Origin of the sequence: Rhizobium sp. 42MFCr.1, from assembly GCF_000377185.1 — a bacterium.
Classification (GTDB): domain Bacteria; phylum Pseudomonadota; class Alphaproteobacteria; order Rhizobiales; family Rhizobiaceae; genus Rhizobium; species Rhizobium altiplani.
The window spans coordinates 263,620-277,397 of sequence record NZ_KB897818.1; the positions used below are offsets into that span (position 1 = coordinate 263,620).

General features: G+C 60.1%; 13 protein-coding genes. 9 read left to right on the plus strand and 4 right to left on the minus strand.

Annotated features, from left to right (window positions below; genetic code table 11):
- The first annotated feature begins 193 nt into the window (after window positions 1–193).
- The 9 genes from C934_RS0101305 to C934_RS0101345 all read left to right on the plus strand — a co-directional run bounded on the left by C934_RS0101305 (window position 194) and on the right by C934_RS0101345 (window position 9,005).
- Window positions 194–1,360: a cysteine desulfurase family protein gene (locus C934_RS0101305; protein ID WP_018854907.1), complete on the plus strand. Its 1,167-nt coding sequence runs from the start codon at window positions 194–196 to the stop codon at window positions 1,358–1,360.
- Between the two features lie 143 nt (window positions 1,361–1,503).
- On the plus strand, window positions 1,504–2,973 hold the full coding sequence (gene sufB, locus C934_RS0101310; protein ID WP_018854908.1) for a Fe-S cluster assembly protein SufB: 1,470 nt from the start codon (window positions 1,504–1,506) through the stop codon (window positions 2,971–2,973).
- 72 nt (window positions 2,974–3,045) lie between these two features.
- Window positions 3,046–3,801 carry a Fe-S cluster assembly ATPase SufC gene (gene sufC, locus C934_RS0101315; RefSeq protein ID WP_018854909.1) on the plus strand — a complete coding sequence of 252 codons (756 nt, stop codon included), beginning with the start codon at window positions 3,046–3,048 and terminating at the stop codon, window positions 3,799–3,801.
- A gap of 23 nt (window positions 3,802–3,824) precedes the next feature.
- The gene (gene sufD, locus C934_RS0101320; protein WP_018854910.1) at window positions 3,825–5,099 is read left to right on the plus strand and encodes a Fe-S cluster assembly protein SufD; all 1,275 of its coding nucleotides are present in this window, start codon (window positions 3,825–3,827) and stop codon (window positions 5,097–5,099) included.
- 12 nt (window positions 5,100–5,111) lie between these two features.
- Window positions 5,112–6,353: a cysteine desulfurase gene (locus tag C934_RS0101325; protein ID WP_018854911.1), complete on the plus strand. Its 1,242-nt coding sequence runs from the start codon at window positions 5,112–5,114 to the stop codon at window positions 6,351–6,353.
- Window positions 6,354–6,364: 11 nt separating this feature from the next.
- The gene (locus C934_RS0101330; RefSeq protein WP_018854912.1) at window positions 6,365–6,745 is read left to right on the plus strand and encodes an SUF system Fe-S cluster assembly protein; all 381 of its coding nucleotides are present in this window, start codon (window positions 6,365–6,367) and stop codon (window positions 6,743–6,745) included.
- 77 nt (window positions 6,746–6,822) lie between these two features.
- Entirely contained in the window at window positions 6,823–7,215 is a 393-nt protein-coding gene (sufA, locus tag C934_RS0101335; RefSeq protein WP_018854913.1) for a Fe-S cluster assembly scaffold SufA, read from the plus strand.
- Window positions 7,216–7,353: 138 nt separating this feature from the next.
- Window positions 7,354–7,971 (plus strand): LysE family transporter, encoded by a 618-nt coding sequence (locus C934_RS0101340; RefSeq protein ID WP_018854914.1) that lies wholly within the window; start codon window positions 7,354–7,356, stop codon window positions 7,969–7,971.
- 74 nt (window positions 7,972–8,045) lie between these two features.
- On the plus strand, window positions 8,046–9,005 hold the full coding sequence (locus C934_RS0101345) for a UDP-glucuronic acid decarboxylase family protein (protein ID WP_018854915.1): 960 nt from the start codon (window positions 8,046–8,048) through the stop codon (window positions 9,003–9,005).
- Window positions 9,006–9,010: 5 nt separating this feature from the next.
- Here C934_RS0101345 and C934_RS0101350 read toward each other — a convergent pair whose 3' ends face one another.
- The 4 genes from C934_RS0101350 to gcvH form a co-directional block, all read right to left on the minus strand.
- Complete coding sequence (locus C934_RS0101350) at window positions 9,011–10,024, minus strand: glycosyl transferase family 90 (RefSeq protein WP_156828714.1); 1,014 nt, start codon at window positions 10,022–10,024, stop codon at window positions 9,011–9,013.
- A gap of 162 nt (window positions 10,025–10,186) precedes the next feature.
- Window positions 10,187–10,459, minus strand: coding sequence for a DUF982 domain-containing protein (locus tag C934_RS0101355; protein ID WP_018854917.1), 273 nt, complete (start codon window positions 10,457–10,459; stop codon window positions 10,187–10,189).
- 70 nt (window positions 10,460–10,529) lie between these two features.
- Window positions 10,530–13,394, minus strand: coding sequence for an aminomethyl-transferring glycine dehydrogenase (gcvP, locus tag C934_RS0101360; RefSeq protein ID WP_018854918.1), 2,865 nt, complete (start codon window positions 13,392–13,394; stop codon window positions 10,530–10,532).
- Entirely contained in the window at window positions 13,394–13,756 is a 363-nt protein-coding gene (gcvH, locus tag C934_RS0101365; RefSeq protein ID WP_018854919.1) for a glycine cleavage system protein GcvH, read from the minus strand. The genes gcvP and gcvH overlap by 1 nt, the downstream gene beginning before the upstream one ends.
- Window positions 13,757–13,778: the final 22 nt, after the last annotated feature.

The following is a 13,778-nucleotide window of genomic DNA, read 5'->3' on the forward strand; positions in this document are numbered from 1 at the left end:
TTTTATTTTTGGCGTTCGGCCCTGCGTAAGACTTGACGAATGTTGTCAGCTTTTCTAAAACGCAGTTTAGAACAATTCGAAACTTGCATGACGATCCACGCATTGTGGGATGTGTCATAAGGCAAGCCCGGCCGAAATTTCAAGGAAAATGAGCCGAGCCGCCTCGCAAGGATTTAGCGCAGGACAAAAGATCATGGCGCCGCCACGCCTTTATCTCGATTGGAACGCGACTTCGCCGCTGCATCCGAATGCGCGCGACGCGGTCCTGCGCGCGTTGGACCTGTTCGGCAATCCAAACTCGGTCCACGGCGAAGGCCGAGCCGTTCGTGCTGCGATCGAGCATGCACGACGCCAGGTGGCGGCACTTGCAGGGGCTGATCCGGCCCATGTAATCTTTACGAGCGGCGCGACAGAGGCAGCCAATATGGTGCTGACGCCCGAGTTCAGGATGGGGCGCACGCCGCTTAAAGTCAGCCAGCTTTACTATTCTGCCGTCGAGCATCCTGCGATGCGGGAAGGCGGTCGCTTCCCGAAGGAACAGACGGCGGAAATTCCGGTGACGGAGGCCGGCGTCGTCGATCTCGATGCGCTTGGTGCTTCGCTTGCCGCTCATGACAAGTCGGCCGGGCTGCCGATGGTCGCGGTCATGCTCGTTAACAACGAGACCGGCATCGTCCAACCGATTGCCGAGGTTGCGAAGCTGGTGCAGGCGCATGGCTGCCTTCTTGTTGTCGATGCCGTACAGGCAGCCGGTCGCTTGAAGCTGGATATCAACGCGCTAGGCGCCGATTTCCTAATCGTCTCGTCGCACAAGATCGGCGGCCCGAAAGGCGCCGGTGCGCTTGTCACGCGCGGTGAAGTGCTGATGCCGCGACCGCTGATCCATGGCGGCGGCCAGGAGAAGGGTCACCGCTCGGGGACTGAGAACTCGCTTGCGGTGATCGGGTTTGGTGCTGCCGCCGAAGCTGCTGCGATGGAATTTGAGGCACGCAACGAAGCGATCTCCGTGCTCCGTGACCGACTGGAAACCGGAATGCGAGGCGCGGCACCTGATGTCGTCATCTACGGCTCCGATGGCCAGCGCGTTTCGAACACGACTTTCTTCACCCTTCCGGGGCTGAAAGCCGAAACGGGCCAGATCGCCTTCGATCTCGAAGGTGTGGCGCTTTCTGCCGGGTCTGCCTGCTCGTCCGGCAAGGTCGGCGAGAGCCATGTCCTGGTTGCCATGAGGCGAGACCCCAAGCTCGGCGCTTTGCGCATTTCGTTGGGCTTTGCCACCACCGAAGAGGAGATCGACAAGGCGATTTCGGTCTTCGCGAAAATAGCCGCTCGGCGCAAGCCGGCCGGGGAGGCGGCTTGACCGCTTCATAAATTTGCGGAAACGCAATTTTCCGCTTGCCATTCGGGCTGAAAAGTCCCTTTTGGCCACCTACATACGGGGCAAACGATACTGCCCGAACGACAAGCTGCCGGACCTTTTCTCCGGCGAGATTGGAGAATGACATGCCCGCCGTCCAGGAAACGGTTGATCGCGTTCGTCAGATTGACGTCGATCAGTACAAATACGGTTTCGAGACCATTATCGAAATGGACAAGGCGCCCAAGGGCTTGTCCGAAGACATCATCCGTTTCATCTCCGCCAAGAAGCAGGAGCCGGAGTGGATGCTCGAATGGCGTCTGGAAGCCTACAAGCGCTGGCTGACCTTGGAGGAGCCCACCTGGGCTCGCGTCGATTATCCGAAGATCGATTTCAACGACATCTATTACTACGCCGCGCCGAAAAGCACGCCCGGCCCGAAGTCGCTTGACGAAGTCGATCCTGAAATCCTCAAGGTCTACGAAAAGCTTGGCATTCCGCTCAAGGAACAGGAAATCCTGGCTGGCGTCGAGAAGCCGAAGATCGCCGTCGATGCCGTCTTCGACTCTGTCTCCGTTGTCACGACCTTCAAGGAAGAGCTTAAGAAGGCCGGTGTGATCTTCATGTCGATCTCGGAAGCCATTCGCGAGCATCCGGAACTGGTGCAGAAGTACCTCGGCTCCGTCGTTCCGACCTCCGACAATTACTACGCGACCCTGAACTCGGCCGTCTTCACCGATGGTTCGTTCGTGTTCGTTCCGAAGGGCGTTCGCTGCCCGATGGAGCTGTCCACCTACTTCCGCATCAACGAAAAGAATACGGGCCAGTTCGAACGCACGCTGATCATCGCCGAGGAAGGCGCATACGTCTCCTACCTCGAAGGCTGCACCGCGCCGCAGCGCGACGAAAACCAGCTGCATGCCGCTGTCGTTGAGCTCGTTGCGCTCGATGATGCCGAGATCAAGTACTCGACGGTCCAGAACTGGTATCCGGGCGATGCGCAGGGCAAGGGCGGCATCTACAACTTCGTCACCAAGCGCGGCGATTGCCGTGGCGACCGCTCGAAGATTTCGTGGACGCAGGTCGAGACCGGTTCGGCTATCACCTGGAAGTACCCATCCTGCATCCTGCGCGGCGATGACTCCAGAGGCGAGTTCTACTCGATCGCCGTCTCCAACGGCCACCAGCAGGTCGATAGCGGCACGAAGATGATCCATCTCGGCAAGAACACGTCGAGCCGTATCATCTCCAAGGGTATCGCTGCGGGCGTGTCGCAGAACACCTATCGCGGCCAGGTCTCGGCGCACCGCAAGGCATCCAACGCCCGCAACTTCACGCAGTGCGACTCGCTGCTGATTGGCGACAAGTGCGGCGCCCACACGGTTCCTTATATCGAGGCGAAGAACTCCACGGCGCAGTTCGAGCACGAGGCGACCACCTCGAAGATCTCGGAAGACCAGCTCTTCTATTGCCTGCAGCGCGGCATTCCGGAGGAAGCGGCGATCGCCCTGATCGTCAACGGCTTCGTCAAGGAAGTCCTGCAGGAACTGCCGATGGAATTTGCTGTCGAAGCGCAGAAGCTCATCAGCATCTCGCTTGAAGGCAGCGTCGGCTGACGCGACACGACATGAATGCGCGAGGGCGCGTGGATCGCGCCTTTCTCCGATTGCTTTTTATGGGAAGATACCATGCTTGAAATTAAGAACCTGCACGCCCGCATCGCCGAAGACGGCACCGAGATCATCCGCGGCTTGAACCTCACCGTGAAGGCCGGCGAAGTGGCCGCCATCATGGGCCCGAACGGCTCCGGCAAGTCGACTCTCTCCTACATCCTGTCCGGCCGAGAAGACTACGAAGTCACCGAAGGCGACATCCTCTACAACGGCGAGAGCATTCTGGAGCTCGACGCTGCCGAGCGTGCCGCCAAGGGCATCTTCCTGGCCTTCCAGTACCCGGTCGAAATTCCGGGCGTTGCCACCATGCAGTTTCTCAAGGTTGCGATGAACGAGCAGCGCAAGGCGCGCGGCGAAGAAGAGCTGAAGACGCCTGACTTCATGCGCCTCGTCAAGGACGCAGCCGGCAAGCTGCAGATCAACACTGAAATGCTGAAGCGCCCGCTGAACGTCGGTTTCTCCGGCGGTGAGAAGAAGCGCGCCGAAATCCTGCAGATGGCCCTCCTGCAGCCACAGCTTTGCGTTCTCGACGAAACCGACTCCGGTCTCGACATCGACGCGCTGAAAATCGTTGCCGACGGCGTCAACGCGCTGCGTTCGCCGGATCGCGCTGTCGTCGTCATCACGCACTACCAGCGCCTGCTCGACTACATCGTCCCGGATACCGTTCACGTTCTCTACAAGGGGCAGGTGATCAAGTCGGGCGACAAGACGCTGGCGCACGAGCTGGAAGCCAATGGCTACGCCGACATCATCGGTGCGGCAGCCTGATTGAGGCGGAAAGGACGAGTCTCATGAACATGCAGACGACGAGCCGCCAGACCGCCGCGGAAGCGGCGCTCATCGAGGCTTTCAACAACCAGATCGGCGAACTGCCGGGCGACGGTTCGGTCATCGCCATCCGGGACAGGCTGCTTGACGACCTGAAGAAGGCCGGTTTGCCGACGCGCCGCATCGAGGCCTGGCACTATACCGACCTCAAGACCCTGCTGCGCGCCATTCCGGATCAGGCTGGCGACGCCGGCTCCGAAGCTCGCGACCCGCTGGTCGAAGAGTCCTCCGTTTTGTCGGTTATTCAGGGTGTTCCTGATCTTAAGGCTTCGGTCGATGGTCTGGACATATCAGGCTATGCGGCTCTGCTCTCCAACGGCACGGCTGCCACCAGCCTCGGCGCGCTCGGCAATGACGACGCGATCGGCCGGATCAACGGCAGCTTCGTTCGCGATGGCTACGTCATTGACGTTGCCTCGGAAACGACGTTTGACGAACCGCTTGAGATCCAGTTTGTTCACGCTGGCGGCCAGACGCATACGCGCCTGCCGGTCACCTTCGGCGCGAACGTAAAGGCGACGGTCATCGAACGTCACCTTGCAGTGACGTCGGATGCGGCTTTCGTGTCCCACATCAGTGACATCACGATTGGCGAGGGTACCGAGCTCACCTGGATCATCATCCAGCAACAGGGCGCTGATGATACGCACCTCGGCCAGATCCGTGTCGATCTCGGCACCGATGCCAAGCTGAAGCTGTTCGTCATCAATGCCGGCGGCAAGCTGGTTCGCCAGGAACTGCACATCAAGGTGACTGGCGAGGGCGCCGATCTGACGCTTCGCGGGATCAACCTGCTGGGCGCTGAAACGCATACGGACGTTACCATGGTTCTCGGCCATAACGTCCCGCATACAGGTTCCACGGAAGTGATCCGTAACGTCGTCTTCGACCGCGCCAAGGGTGTATTCCAGGGTATGATCCGCGTTGCGCCCGATGCGCAGAAGACCGACGCGAAGATGGCGTGCAACACTCTATTGATATCTGACGACGCCGAGTTCTCGGTGAAGCCGGAGCTCGAGATCTTCGCTGACGACGTTCAGTGCGGTCACGGTGCAACCGTTGCCGACATCGACGACAACCATCTCTACTACATGATGGCGCGCGGCATTCCGGAGAACAAGGCGCGCGCCATGCTCGTCAATGCCTTCGTTGCCGAAATCGTCGAGGAACTGGAAGACGAAGCTCTGGTCGAGGCGCTGGAAGGCGTCATCTCGGCCTGGCTCGAAAAGCACGCCTGATCGGATAGCGTCATGGACAAGATAGTTCCGGCAACCGCATACGACGTCGAAGCCATTCGCAAGGATTTCCCGATCCTTGCGAAGGAAGTCTATGGCAAGCCGCTGGTCTATCTCGACAACGGCGCCTCCGCCCAGAAGCCGCAGGCCGTCATCGACGCGATTTCCCACGCCTATTCGAACGAGTATGCGAACGTTCATCGTGGTCTGCATTTCCTCTCGAATGCGGCCACGGACGCCTATGAGGGCGCTCGCGAGAAGGTCCGGCGCTTCTTGAACGCGCCTGATATCAACGACATCGTGTTCACGAAGTCTTCAACGGAAGCGATCAACACCGTCGCCTATGGCTGGGGCATGCCCAAGCTCGGCGAGGGCGACGAGATCGTCATCTCGATCATGGAGCATCACTCCAACATCGTACCGTGGCATTTCATCCGTGAGCGGCAGGGTGCCAAGCTGGTCTGGGTACCCGTCGACGACGAGGGTGCTTTCCACGTCGAGGATTTCGAAAAGAGCCTGACGGAGCGGACCAAGCTCGTCGCGATCACGCATATGTCGAATGCGCTCGGCACGGTGGTTCCGGTCAAGGAAATCTGCCGGATCGCGCATGAGCGCGGCATTCCTGTACTGGTCGATGGTTCGCAGGGCGCCGTCCATATGCCTGTCGACGTGCAGGATATCGATTGCGACTGGTACGTGATGACCGGCCACAAGCTTTACGGGCCGTCGGGCATCGGCGTGCTGTATGGCAAGAAGGAGCGGCTTCGCGAGATGCGGCCCTTCCAGGGCGGCGGCGAGATGATCTTCGAGGTGACAGAGGATGCCGTGACCTACAACGATCCGCCACATCGCTTCGAAGCTGGCACGCCGCCGATCGTCCAGGCGATCGGGCTCGGCTATGCGCTCGACTACATGGAAAAGGTTGGCCGCGAGGCGATCGCGCGCCATGAGGCTGATCTCGCGGCCTACGCCGCGGAGCGGCTGCAGGCGGTCAATTCGTTGCGGGTGTTCGGCACGGCGCCGGGCAAAGGTGGTATCTTCTCCTTCGAGCTTGCCGGTCTCCATGCACATGACGTGTCGATGGTAATCGACCGTCAGGGTGTTGCGGTCCGCGCGGGCACGCATTGCGCCATGCCGCTCTTGAAACGCTTCGGCGTCACCTCCACATGCCGCGCGTCCTTCGGGATGTACAATACACGGGCCGAGGTCGATGCCTTGGCAGATGCGCTTGATTATGCGCGCAAGTTCTTTGCCTAAGGAGTGTCCATATGAGCTTGGACGAAAGCGAACAGAAGATCGACGTGCGCGAAGGCATCGTGCATTCCAGCATTCCGGCCGACGAACTGGCGCGGCTGAGCGACGACGTAATTTCGGCGCTCAAGACGGTCTATGACCCTGAAATTCCGGCTGACATTTTCGAGCTCGGGCTGGTCTACAAGATCGACATCGAAGACGATCGCATGGTGAAGATCATGATGACGCTGACTGCGCCGGGCTGCCCCGTTGCCGGTGAGATGCCGGGTTGGGTGGAGAACGCGGTCGGCGCGGTTGAGGGCGTATCCGGCGTCGAGGTCGAGATGACCTTCGATCCGCCGTGGACGCCGGACAGAATGTCGGAAGAGGCGCAGGTCGCCGTCGGCTGGTATTGATCGGTTAAGCTACTGGCACTACATTTGAATCATGAAACGCCGGACCTTGAATCCGTGCGCGGAAGGAGAAAAGGCCCATGGGCTTTGCAATCATGAGCATGACGGAGACCGCTGCGAACCGCGTGAAGGCGATCGTCGAGAACTCCGGATCAGAGGCCAAAGGCATTCGCGTCGGGATCAAGAAGGGCGGCTGTGCAGGGATGGAGTATACCATCGACCTCGTGACCGATCCGAACGCCAAGGACGATTTGATCGAGCGGGATGGCGCCAAGGTCTGGGTCGAACCATCAGCAGTGCTGTATCTCCTCGGCACCGAAATGGGCTTCGAGAGCACGACGTTGCGCTCCGGTTTTACCTTTACCAATCCAAACCAGACGTCTGCGTGCGGCTGCGGCGAATCCGTGGAACTGAAGCCTGCAGACCTTGCGGCGCTTGCTGCCCAGGGCAATGCTGTCGTGCCTGCGCACTGATTGTCACAATCATTCGAATTCTCGATGAGGCCGCCGGTTCGGCGGCCTTTTTGATTTTACCTCTTCGCAATAGCGCCTTAAGGGCTCTCTTTCGAAAGTCCGCGGGATTGTCTCCTGTGGAGGGGAAGCGACTGACCAATGCTATTGCTGTTTGCGAAGGGCGCCCTGCTGGGCGTCATCATCACGGCCCCGCTGGGGCCGATTGGAATGCTGTGTATCAATCGTACATTGGAGCGCGGCTTTACTGCTGGCTTCTCCTGTGGCCTCGGAACGGCGCTCGGTGATGCCAGTTATGCCCTGGTCGCAGTAACCGGAATCGCGGTCTTCGAGCAGGCCATGTCGGTAGCAACCCTGCCTCTGGCGATTGGCGGAGGCTTATTGCTCCTGGCGCTGGGCTATCGAGGGCTGACGCACGATCCGGTCAGGGCTGCAAATGTCAGGGCGGCGGGCCTCCTGGGCACAACAGCTGCAACGTTTTTTCTGACAATCTCCAACCCGGCCACCATTCTGTCCTTTGGCGCGCTGTTCGCCGGTTTCGGGTTGACGGAGGAAACGCGGCGTTTCAGCTCGGCCGTGATCGTGGGCGGCGTCTTCAGCGGATCGCTTGCTTGGTGGTTTCTTCTGAGCGGTACGGTCAGTGTCGCCAGGGGCAAATTGCCAATGAATTTCACAGCAAAGGTCGTGCGCGGAACAAGCTATCTGCTGATACTCTTCGGCCTCGCAGCGCTCGCCTCAGCAGCCTACTCGCTCCTCTAGTTTCAGGCCGGCTCCCTTGAAGGCAGGCAGAATCCGCGATAGGCCTGCGACGTCACAAACAAGCGCAAGCCACTATGAATAAACGCATTCTTGTTACCGGCGGCGCCGGCTTCGTCGGCACACATCTTTGCAGAAGGCTGCTCGACGGAGGGCATCGGGTTGTCTGCATGGATAATTTCTCGACGGGCTCCATGCACAATGTCGCGGAATTGCTCAATAACCCCGCCTTCAGCTTGCTTACTCAGGACGTGAACGAGGCCGTGAACCTCGAGGTTGACGAGATCTATAACCTCGCATGCCCAGCCTCACCGGTCCATTATCAGGCCGACCCGATCGCCACGTTGAAGACGAGTGTCGTCGGCGCGCTCAACATGCTCGAGCTGGCTCGAGACAGGAATATTCCGGTATTGCAGGCATCGACATCGGAGGTTTATGGCGATCCCCATGTCCATCCGCAATCGGAAAACTACTGGGGCAACGTTAATCCGATTGGCCCGCGTGCTTGCTACGACGAGGGGAAGCGGAGCGCCGAGACATTGTTTTTCGACTATCGCCGCCAGTTCGAACTACCGATCAAGGTCGTGCGCATCTTCAACACCTACGGGCCGCACATGCATCCCGCCGATGGAAGGGTTGTCGCAAATTTCATCAAGCAGGCGCTATCGGGCGACGACATCACCGTCTATGGCGACGGAACACAGACGCGGTCGTTTTGCTACGTGGACGACCTGGTCGCGGGTCTGATGGCCATGATGAGCAGTCGTCCGGATGTTACGGGTCCGATCAATCTTGGCAATCCGGAAGAGTTTACGATCCGACAGTTGGCGGACCTCATCCTCGAATTGACCAACTCCAATTCACGCATCGTCCATCGCCCTCTACCCGTAGATGATCCGCGTCAGAGGTTGCCGGATATCGAAAAGGCGAGGCGGCTTTTGGACTGGACGCCGAGCGTTCCGCTCCGCGACGGCCTGACGCGCACCATTGCCTACTTCAAGACCGTTCGTGAGGCACCGGTGCTGGCAGCCGTTTAAGCCAGTTAGTCCCGATCCCAGTGTTCTTCGATGAGGTTGGCAGCGCGCCGCGCCTGGGTTGCGAAAGTAAGCTTACGTGCCAGCGCCTGACCACGTTCCGCAATGGCCTTGGCTTCGATTTGGTGGCTGCGCACCCAATCGATCTTCTCGCGAAAGTCCGACATGTCGGCAGCGACCGGTACATAGTGTTCGAACGGCTTGAGTTCGTCATAATACCACTGGCGAAAGCCGAATTGTGACTCGACCTTCAGCACGCAGCATCCGTAGAGCATGCGCACCAGGAGGTTCGACCAGGTGTTGGTATAGCCATCGATATCAATCGCGAACTTGCGCCCAAGCCAACTTTGGGCCGCAATCGGCTGCCCCAGAAGCTTTTGCCGGTCCGCCAGCGTGCCGTAGTCGTCCGCAGTCGGATGGAGATCGACGAACTTGACGTCCAGTCCCGCCATGTCCCTGAGTTGCAAGACCATCCGGATCCTCTGAAGGACGGCGGGATTGTTGATGTCTTCCGGCGAAAAGCTCGCCCAGCCGCAGCCATTCATGCCGCCGCGCCAGACGATGTCGTTCGAGCGCTCCTCCCAGCGCGGCGCTGTCTGGCCGCGCTCCAACTCGGCGGCAAAGCCGTCGTTCTGGAAGAAGTGCGGATCTGGCAGCCCCACATGCTGAGGCAACCGCACGGACGCCGCAAATCGTGCGTTGGAGACCGCCTCTCCATCCGAGGCGTTCACGGTGATGTACCTCACCTCTGGCGGGCACAGGCTCAGCCAATAGGCATAGCTGCAGACCTTGTACCGCATGTATCCGGAAAACCACCGTGTCGCGGCGCTCTCGAGAACGAGGATGAAGTGTTGCCCATGCCGCTCGATCCGAACATCTCGAGGCGGATTCCCGGCATCGGTGTAACCAATGCGTACCTTTGGCGGCTTGGCGCCGACCCGTTTGAACTCGCGCCTGAAATAGGGTGCAACCCGTCGCGTGCTGTAGAGGCGAAGTGGGTTGAGGGTGGAAGAATACGTCATCATATTCCTGAGCTTACGCGACAATCGTCAAACGATCGCTGACGCGATCACGCGGCAATCAATATGGTGGATTGGGGCCAAAGAACAGATCGCGTGTGTGCGCATGCAGCGCGCAAGCCGGTACCGAACGAAGGCTTGGTCCAAGGGAGGTTGGACCGGTTGTCAGCTCTTGATGTCGATGCCCGCTTCGATGGCAGCTTCTATGAAGGCACGTCGTGCATCCTCGTTCGTGCGCTTGCCCTTGACGACGTCGGCGCAGATCAACAAGGCGCGGTCGAGCGCCGGACCGTCTTCGGTCGGCCAATCCTCGATCATCGTCCAGGAGGCCGCCTGCGTCGTTGCGATCGTCACGTAGTTGCCCGGCTCTTCAAGGGCAAGCAGGACCGGCTTTGGCCAGGGAGCCTGCGTCAGAGAATCGCTGTCGTCTTTTGGCATTCCGCGCGGACCTTCATTTCCAGTGTAAGTGCGGAACGGCCCTCCCTGAAAAGGGAAGGCCGTTCGGATGTTACTCAGCAGCTTCCGCGTAGCTCTCAACCGGCGGGCAGGTACAAATCAGGTTGCGGTCGCCGAAGACGTTGTCGACGCGGTTGACCGGTGACCAGTACTTGTCGACGCGGAAGGCGCCGGGTGGGAAGCAGGCCTGTTCGCGCGAATAAGGACGATCCCATTCGCCGACGAGATCCTCGACTGTGTGCGGGGCGTTCTTCAGCGGGTTATTGACCTTGTCCGAGCGACCTTCCTCGATGTCGCGGGCCTCCTGGCGGATCGCCAGCATCGCCTCGCAAAAGCGGTCGAGTTCGGCTTTGGTTTCCGACTCCGTCGGCTCGATCATGAGCGTGCCGGCGACCGGCCAGCTCATGGTCGGGGCGTGGAAGCCGCAGTCGATCAGGCGCTTTGCGACGTCGTCGACCGTCACGCCGGCGCTATCGACCAGCGGGCGCGTGTCAATGATGCACTCATGCGCCACGCGCCCGGCCTCGGACTTGTAGAGCACGTCGTAGGCGCCCTTCAGCCGTGCGGCGATGTAGTTGGCGTTGAGGATCGCCACCTTCGTCGCCTGCGTCAGGCCTTCGCCGCCCATCATCAGGCAGTAGCTCCAGGAGATCGGCAGGATCGATGCCGAGCCGAAAGCCGCAGCCGATACCGCGCCCTTACGACCGTCGGTTTCCGGATGACCCGGAAGGTAGGGTGCCAGATGCGCCTTGACGCCGATCGGACCCATGCCCGGGCCGCCGCCGCCATGCGGGATACAGAACGTCTTGTGCAAGTTGAGGTGGCTGACGTCGGAACCGATGTCACCAGGACGGGACAAACCGACCATGGCGTTCATGTTGGCACCGTCGAGATAAACCTGGCCACCATGCTTGTGCACGAGGTCGCAGATTTCCTTGACGGTTTCTTCGAAGACGCCGTGTGTCGACGGGTAGGTGATCATGCAGCAGGAGAGGTTCACCGAATACTGCTCCGCCTTGGCGCGGAAATCATCCATGTCGATGTCGCCGTTCTCACGAACCTTGACGACCACGACCTTCATGCCGACCATCTGTGCCGAGGCAGGATTGGTTCCGTGCGCCGACGTCGGGATGAGGCAAACGTCGCGATGGCCGTTGCCGTTGGCGATATGGTAGTTGCGGATCGTCAGCAGGCCAGCATATTCGCCCTGCGCGCCGGAGTTCGGCTGCATGGAGAAGGCATCATAGCCGGTTACGGCGCAGAGCTTTTCCGTCAGATCGTCGATCATCTCGCGATAACCGAGCGCCTGATCGGCTGGAACATACGGATGAATATCCGAGAACTCAGGCCAGGTGATCGGCAGCATTTCCGCTGTAGCGTTCAGCTTCATCGTGCAGGAGCCGAGCGGGATCATCGCGCGATCGAGCGCCAGATCGCGGTCCGACAGCCGGCGGATGTAACGGGTCATCTCGCTTTCGGCGCGGTTCATGTGGAAGATCGGATGCGTCAGGTACTCGCTGGTGCGGGCGAGGCCCTTCGGCAGGCGATAGCTCGGCTCGAAGTCGCCGACAGCAAAATTGCCGCCGAAGGCGCGCCAGACGGCTTCCAGCGTTGCCGGGCGCGTACGCTCGTCAAGGCTCATGCCGATCTTCGTCGCGCCGACCTTGCGCAGGTTCACACCTTCGGCGACGGCTGCCCGCATGATGAGGCCCTGCATATGGCCGACATCGACAGTAATGGTGTCGAAGAAAGTTTCGGGCTCGATGGTGTAGCCGAGCTTTTCCAGGCCCTTGGCCATCAGCACGGCCTTCTGATGAACCTGCTGTGCGATCGCCTTGATGCCCTTCGGGCCATGGAAGACGGCGTACATCGAGGCCATGACGGCAAGCAGCACCTGCGCTGTGCAGATGTTCGACGTCGCCTTTTCGCGACGAATATGCTGTTCGCGGGTCTGCAGCGACAGGCGATAGGCGCGGTTACCGCGAGCATCGACGGAAACACCGACGAGACGGCCGGGCATGGAGCGCTTGTGTGCGTCCTTGACCGACATGTAGGCCGCATGCGGGCCGCCATATCCAACAGGAACGCCGAAGCGCTGAGAATTGCCGATGGCGATGTCGGCGCCCATTTCCCCGGGCGACTTCAGAAGCGTCAGAGCGAGGATGTCGGCTGCGACGATCGCGATGGCACCGGTCTGATGCAGGCGCGAAATCAGGCCGGTGAAATCATGAACATGGCCATGCGTGCTCGGATACTGAAAGATGGCGCCGAAGACGTCGACCGGGTCCAGATCGGTGAACGGATTGCCGACGATGACGCTCCAGCCGAGCGGTTCGGCGCGGGTCTTGATCAGCTCGATCGTCTGCGGATGGCAGGCGGCATCGACGAAGAAGGCCTTCACCTTCGACTTGGAGACGCGCTCCGCCATTGCCATGCCCTCGGCAGCAGCAGTCGCTTCATCGAGCAGCGAGGCGTTGGCGACATCGAGACCGGTGAGGTCGCAGATCATGGTCTGGTAATTGAGCAGCGCCTCGAGGCGGCCCTGACTGATTTCCGGCTGGTAGGGCGTATAGGCCGTGTACCAGGCGGGGTTTTCCAGGATGGTGCGCTGGATAACCGGCGGCGTGATCGTGCCGTAATAGCCTTGGCCAATCAGCGAGACGAGCACCTTGTTCTTGTTGGCCGTCTCGCGCAGCTTGTCGAGCGCCTCGCGTTCCGTCATCGGCGCGCCCCAGACAAGCGGCGCCTTCTGACGGATGGAGGGCGGCACGGTGGCGTCGATCAGCCCGTCGAGGCTGCTGTAGCCGATGACACCAAGCATGTCAGCCATTTCAGCCGGCGAGGGGCCAATATGGCGACGGTTGGCGAAGTCATACGGCTGGTAGTCTGTAAACTGGAATTCGGTCGGCGTCGTCATTACGCGGTGAGCTCCTTGTAGGCCGCTTCATCGAGCAGGCCATCGGCATCGGTGGCGTTTGCCAGCTTCAGCTTGAAGAACCAGCCGGCGCCCTGGGGATCGGAATTGACCAGCGACGGATCGGCGACGATCGCAGGATTGACTTCGGTGATCTCACCATCGAGCGGACAATAGACGTCGGAAGCAGCCTTGACGGACTCGACGGTGGCCGCGTTGTCGTTCTTGGAGAAGGTGGCGCCAACTTCAGGCAGTTCGACGAAAACGAGGTCGCCAAGCTGATCGACGGCATAATTGGTAATACCGACCGTTGCGACAGCGCCTTCGATTTTCAGCCACTCGTGTTCTTCGGTAAATTTCAGCATGATTGTAATCTCCGGAAAATGT